The 5,944-nt window shown below is 72.3% G+C and carries 7 protein-coding genes; 3 read left to right on the top strand and 4 right to left on the bottom strand.

All coding sequences use genetic code 11. From position 1 onward, the window contains the following. The coding region (locus VK611_25625) for a DUF222 domain-containing protein (protein ID HMG44740.1) at positions 1-527 on the top strand (527 nt) is incomplete at its 5' end. A gap of 11 nt (positions 528-538) precedes the next feature. On the opposite strand, the gene VK611_25620 is transcribed toward VK611_25625, so the two are convergent. The 3 genes from VK611_25620 to VK611_25610 all read right to left on the bottom strand — a co-directional run bounded on the left by VK611_25620 (position 539) and on the right by VK611_25610 (position 3,861). Beyond that, on the bottom strand, positions 539-2,314 hold the full coding sequence (locus VK611_25620; GenBank protein ID HMG44739.1) for a GMC oxidoreductase: 1,776 nt from the start codon (positions 2,312-2,314) through the stop codon (positions 539-541). Further along, a complete protein-coding gene (locus VK611_25615) occupies positions 2,314-3,198 on the bottom strand; it encodes a hypothetical protein (GenBank protein ID HMG44738.1) in 885 nt (294 codons plus the stop codon). The genes VK611_25620 and VK611_25615 overlap by 1 nt, the downstream gene beginning before the upstream one ends. A 117-nt stretch (positions 3,199-3,315) precedes the next feature. After that, positions 3,316-3,861 carry a sigma-70 family RNA polymerase sigma factor gene (locus tag VK611_25610; GenBank protein HMG44737.1) on the bottom strand — a complete coding sequence of 182 codons (546 nt, stop codon included), beginning with the start codon at positions 3,859-3,861 and terminating at the stop codon, positions 3,316-3,318. An 84-nt stretch (positions 3,862-3,945) separates the two neighbouring features. Here VK611_25610 and VK611_25605 point away from each other — a divergent pair, with 84 nt between their 5' ends. Then, positions 3,946-4,575, top strand: coding sequence for a zf-HC2 domain-containing protein (locus VK611_25605; GenBank protein ID HMG44736.1), 630 nt, complete (start codon positions 3,946-3,948; stop codon positions 4,573-4,575). 28 nt (positions 4,576-4,603) lie between these two features. On the opposite strand, the gene VK611_25600 is transcribed toward VK611_25605, so the two are convergent. Further along, a complete protein-coding gene (locus VK611_25600) occupies positions 4,604-5,341 on the bottom strand; it encodes a YcnI family protein (protein HMG44735.1) in 738 nt (245 codons plus the stop codon). Between the two features lie 170 nt (positions 5,342-5,511). Here VK611_25600 and VK611_25595 point away from each other — a divergent pair, with 170 nt between their 5' ends. After that, positions 5,512-5,844 carry a hypothetical protein gene (locus VK611_25595; protein ID HMG44734.1) on the top strand — a complete coding sequence of 111 codons (333 nt, stop codon included), beginning with the start codon at positions 5,512-5,514 and terminating at the stop codon, positions 5,842-5,844. Positions 5,845-5,944: the final 100 nt, after the last annotated feature.

The raw sequence follows: 5,944 nt of genomic DNA, 5'->3' as shown, positions 1-5,944 counted from the left end.
ACCAACAGACCCACCGCGGGGGCCGGCACCGGCCGCACCTCAACGTGTTCCTCGACCTCGACGACATCGACGCCGACGACGAAGCCACCGGCTGGCTACCCGACGGCACCATGGTGAGCGCTTCCACGATCCTGCGGCTCGCCTGCGACGCCGGAGTCCACCGAGTCATCACCGAAGGACGCTCCAGCATCCTCGACTACGGCACCACCACCCGCACCGTCCCCGCCAGCCTCTTCAACGCCCTCGTGGCACGAGACAGGCACTGCCGCTTCGGTGACTGCGACCGACCACCCCAATGGTGCGAAGCCCACCACGTCCGCGAATGGCAACACGGAGGCCCGACCGAGCTCGGGAACCTCGTGTTGGAATGCTCCCGCCATCACCACCTCGTCCACCAACCCGGGTGGCACACCAAACTCCTCCCCGACGCCACCTACAAGATCACCACACCCACCGGACGAGTCATCCAGAGCCGACCACCCGGACGACCACCCGACCTCTTCGGTGAGCAGCGGAGGGCGGCGTGATGTCCAGCGACTCAGAGGCCCAGCTGGGCGAGACGCGTGCTGACGCGGGCGTCGGTGGAGACGACCGGCGACTCGTCGCCCACCCAAGGGTCGCCGCCGAAGTAGCTCTGGAAGATCTTCTCGGCGGTGCGGGTGGCGAGGGCCTGGGTGGTGAGGGTCGGGTTGGGGCCGCCGAGGCCGTTCGCCAGGGCCGAGTTGTCGGCGATGAAGAGGCCGCGGACACCACGGGCCTCGGCGTTGGCGTCGAGCACCGAGTCGGCCTCCGACTGGCCCATCCGCATCGTCGACTGGACGTGCAGGATCAGCGGCGCCCAGTCGATCCGGTACACGGACCGGGCGCCGGCACCCCGCAGCAGCGCCACCGCCTTCCCCACCAGGTACTCCCGGTTGGCCAGCGTGCGGGGCGTGCGCTCCCGCTGGCGGAACGTCACCTTGGCGACGGGACCGTTGGCGTCGGCCGGGAAGACGGAGGGCGTCACCCGGTTCTGGGCCTCGACATCGTCGTCGGTGATCACCAGCACGTTGAGGAGGTTGTCGGCGTTGCCCGCCAGCGCATCCTTCAGCTCCGGGCCGATCAGCCGCCCGGCCGGGCCGTCCCACGGGCCCGTGGCGCCCCGCCCGTTGCCGTAGCCGCCCCGGATGCCGCTGTCGGACAGCGCGAGGCTGAACGCCTGCAGCGCCGGCGGCAGGCCGACGTTCTCGAGCCCGCCGTAGCCCGGGAAGTCGCACCGGGCCGAGGAGCCGACGCCCTTGCTGTTGCCCGTGTACTCGTCGAAGGAGCCGACGACCCAGTCGAAGAAGTGGTCGGTGTAACCCCGCCCCACCCAGTCGTTGGGGTTGGGGAGGCCGCTGCGGAACCACAGCCGGGGCGACTCCGTGCAGCCCGCCGCCAGCACGACCACCCGCGCGTCCTCCAGGTGCGTCGAACCGTCCGAGTTGTCGCGCCAGCTCACGCCGCTCGCGACCAGCGAGCCGTCCCGCCGCGCCGTGTGCACCTTCGAGGCGAAGGCGTCGGTCACGAGCGTGACGGGCTTGCCTCCCAGGGCCCACACGTCGGCGGTCAGCGCCATGGGGACGTAGCTGTTGTCGGTCGAGCGCTTGGCGAACTGGTTGCGCGGCGCGCTCACCGGTTCCATGCAGCCCTGGAAGCAGTGCCCGCAGAACGTGCAGCCGGTGGCCGCCGGGTAGTGCAGCTCGTCGGTGTTGCGGGTGCGGCCGGCGGTGCCGCCGGGTTGGAGGATGGCGTTCTCCTGCGGCCGGAACGACGCCCCGGTCGTGGTCTTCGTGGTCTGCACCGGGATCCCGAGCGTCTCCGCGCCGTCGAAGAACCGCTCCTCCTTGGTGCCCATGGCGGCGGTCTGCACGGGCAGCGTCGCCTCCACCCACTGGTAGTACGGCACCAGCTCGCCGTAGCCGAAGGGGAACCGGTGGGCCACGTCGTAGGCGCCGGCGTCGGGCCCCGCGTAGTCGGCGAACACGCCGGGATAGGCCCGGGGCGAGTTGCCGTAGTAGTGCTGCGTCGTCCCGCCGACGCCCGACAGCTGCCACAGGAACGAGTTCTGCGGCGTCTCCCGGAACCACGCCGGCTTGTCGCGGTCGCCGGGGCCGAAGCGGAGGTACCCGGTGAGCGGGTTGTTGGCGTCGTTCTCGAAGTGGGTCCACTCGTCGCGGGGCGACCCGTGGCGGGGGCCGGCCTCCAGCAGCAACACGTCGAGGCCCCGGGCGGCCAGCTCCTTGGCCACCACCGGTCCGCCGCCCCCGGCGCCGACCACGATCACGTCACGCATCAGTCGCTGACCTCCGTGCGGTCCTGGTAGTAGCCCTTCAGCTCGTCCCAGCCGTCGCTGGTGCCGCCGTAGCCGGTGAGACCCCAGCCGACGGGGGTCGACGTGAGGGTCCGGGTCGTGCGGTCGAACACCGCCCACTCGCTGTAGGAGCCGAAGGCGGGGAACTCCAGCAGGGCGCCGCCCACGAACCGCAGCAACCCCGACACCGACTCGTGCAGCGGCTCCGGCAGCGAGGCGTCGAGGACCCCGACGATGTCGGGGTCGGCGCCCTCGACGAGCGAGAACGCCTTGGCCTTGTCGGCGTACGACAGCCGGGCGAACGGCGACAGGAACGGCCCGTTGATCGCCAGCGGGTTCACCTGGGTGGCGACCAGGTTGAGCAGGAGGGCGATCACCAGCGAGAGCGGCAGCGTCTCGTCGTCGGCCAGCACCAGGCCCAGCAGCCGGTCGAGCCTGGAGACCGTGTCGGGCAGCAGCTGTTGCAGCTCGAGCGGCAGTAGCACGCCCAGGTCGGCGGAGGCGGTGGCCAGCCCGGTGACGACCGGCCGCAGCAGCTCCTGGGGCAGCGGCACGAAGTTGTCGAGCGCCTGGATCATGAAGTCGGTGGCCTTGGCGTCGAGGGCGCCGGGCTCGGTACGAGGTGTGCCCTGGCTGCGCGAGTAGGCGTCCGGGCCGGGCACGACGAAGGTGGTGAGCCCGTTCAGCGTGTCGCGGGCCAGCTCGGCGAGCACGGGTTGCAGGGTCCCGACGCCGACGGGCGGCAGCTGCAACGGGCCCGCGCCGGCGACGTCGGATCGGAGCAGGCCTCCGGTCCCGAAGGCGGCACCGAGCACACCGACCCGAGCCAGGAACACCCGGCGGGAGAGGGCATCTGAAGCGGTCATCTGGCTACGTCCCGAATCTCAGCTGCCCGCCTGGCCCAGGACGCCTGGACGCCCGGCGTTCTACCACCCCCGCCCACGGGGTTCAGTGACACTCGTCCAGTAGACGCCGCCGCTTGGTCAGCGACGGGGGTCGGACGCTTCGGATGCCTCCGGGCCGGCGATCGCGGCCAGCAGGTCGGCGCGGGCGCGGGCGACACGCGAGCGGATCGTGCCTACCGGGCACCCCGCCACCTGGGCGGCCTCCTCGTAGGAGAGGCCCAGGACCTGCGTGAGGGTGAAAGCCGTGCGCCGGTCGGGGCTCAGCCCGGCCAGCACGAGATCGAGCTCCACCTCGCCCGCCCGCGCCGGCACGTCCAGCGCCTCCGCTCCCCGGCGCAACAGCGCCCGCCGGCGACGGGTCCGCCGCCGGATCGTGTCGGCGCACGCCCGCCGGGCGATGCTCAGCAGCCACGTCCGGGCCGAGGCGTCGCCCCGGAACCGCGTAATCGCCCCGACCGCCCGCAGATAGGTGTCCTGGGTGAGGTCGTCGGCGCTCTGGCGGTCGACGAGGTGGGCGCAGAGCCGCCAGACGTCGCCCTGGGTCCGCCGGACGAACCCGGCGAACGCCACACGATCGCCGTCACGGGCCGCCAGGGCCAGGCGAGTCACCTCGTCGGACGACACGACCCCCATTCTTGACCGAACGTGATGCCCCTCGCCCGCGGGTGACGTGGGAACTGGGGGTTCCTCGTGAGCGACCATGGAGGTATGCGATGCGATCAAGCCCACGAGGCGATCTCCGCCCGCCTCGACGGCGAGCTCCCCCCGCTCGAAGACGCAGCGCTCGACGCCCACCTCGAGAGCTGCACGGCCTGCCAGAGCCACGCCCACGCCCTGGCCGGGCTGCATCGAAGCCTGCGAGTTCGCCCTGCCGACCCCGTCCCCGACCTGACCGGCGAGATCATGGCCATGACGGCCCCGCACCTCCCGAGCCCGGCCCCGGCCCGCCGGGAGCAGGGGGCCGTCGAGTGGGCCCGCTACGGGCTGTTCACCGTGGCGGTGACCCAGCTGCTGCTGGCGCTGCCGCTGCTGGTGCTCGGCTCCGACTCCGCCAGCGCCCTGCACACGACCCGCGAGCTGGGGGCGTTCAGCCTGGCGCTGGCGTTCGGGATGCTGGTGGTGTCGTGGCAGCCCCGGCGGGCCAACGGTCTGCTGCCGATGGCGGTGGCGCTGGCCGCGGGCCTGACGGTCACCGCCCTGGCCGACATGGTGAACGGCCACTCGCCTGTCGTCGGCGAGGCCCCCCACCTGCTGGAGCTCGTCGGCGTCCTGCTCCTGTGGCGCCTCGCCTCTACCACCGGCGACCGAAACGAAACTGCGTGGCCGGTGGCTGCCTGAGGGCCACCGACCACGCAGTTTCCGGGTCTCAGCTGCTGCCGGCCGACTTGCGGCTGCGGGTCAGCGCGAAGCCGCCCGTCGCGAGGCCTGCGGCACCGAGGACGATGCCGGCGATGGCCAGGCCGTCGGAGCCGCCGTCGTCGGAGTCGTCGGAGCTCGACGAGGCCTCCTCGGTGGCGACCGCCTCGGCCTCGGGCTCCTCCTCTTCGGCCGCTCCGCCGTGCTCGTCCGCGGCGGCCGGGCCGATCAGCACGGCCGGCGACGGATGCTCGGGCTCCTCGCCCTCACCCGTGTACTCCTCGATCCACGCCGTCTCGCCGTCCGGGCACTTCTGCACGGTCTTGAAGAAGAGGTACTCGCCCTCGGTCTCGGGGGTGGTGAAGCCCAGCGTGAAGGTGTCGCGGTAGCCGTCGGGCAGCTCGTTGCCCGGGTCGGCGGTGAACGTCACGGACTTCATCCGCTCGGTGATCTCCCCACCCTCGCCGTCGTCGACCGGCGTGGCGAGGTCCTCGTTCTGGACGCTGATCTTCCAGCCGGGATGTATCTGGGGCGTCACGGAGTTGAGGCTTGCGGGAACCTCGACGACGAGCTGGTTGGTGGGCGACGCCTCGCAGCCGTGCCCGACCGACAGGGTCACGGTGTCGTGCGAGCCCGCCGCGACCTCGTCCTTGTCGGGCGAGATGTGGGCGCCCGCCGGGGCCGCCAGCAGCGCCAGGGCGCCGGCAGCGATGCCGAGCGGTGGCAGCACGCGAACGATCTTGCTCATGGTTCCTCCTCCGTGGGGCTGTCCCACTGGGAGATGAGTCGCCTGCGCCCGTCGTGGAGTTCCCGACCGGGCACGGAGCGCGGCGCGCCCTAATCTGGCGGGTGATGGTCGGGCGGACGGTCATGTTGGCCGGAGCTGCAGTGGTCGCAGGCGCGGGTTTCCTGCCGTGGGTGCGAACCGGGGAGCGCGAGCGCACCGCGTTCGAGCTGATCGACGCGGCCCGCACGCTGCACTTCCTCGACTCGGGCGTGCTGCGTCTGCTCGCCGCGGCGTTCTACTTCGTGCCGCTGGCGGCGGCGCTCGGCTGGGTGGCGGAGCTGTCGCAGCAGCCGCGCCTCGCCCGGGCGCTGGCCGGACTGACCGCGCTGTTCGGGGCGCTGGTCGCGCTCGGCGTGGAGACGGCCGCGGTCCCGGCGCTCGCCGGGGTGCGCGCCACCCTCGTCGCCGCGGTGGCGGTCATCGTCGGCGGTACCTACGAACTCCTGGAGAGGCGGACGACATGAGTTGGCCCACGAACCCCGACGACCCGTTCGGCACTGCGCCGACCGCCCCGACACCTCCCTCACCCCCACCTCCGCCGCCACCCCCTCCTCCACCACCGCC

It is taken from the genome of Acidimicrobiales bacterium (assembly GCA_035316325.1).
Lineage (GTDB): Bacteria > Actinomycetota > Acidimicrobiia > Acidimicrobiales > VFJN01 > DASXTK01.
Note: the sequence above shows the minus strand (reverse complement) of the source record. Positions and strands in the feature narration are given on the sequence as shown.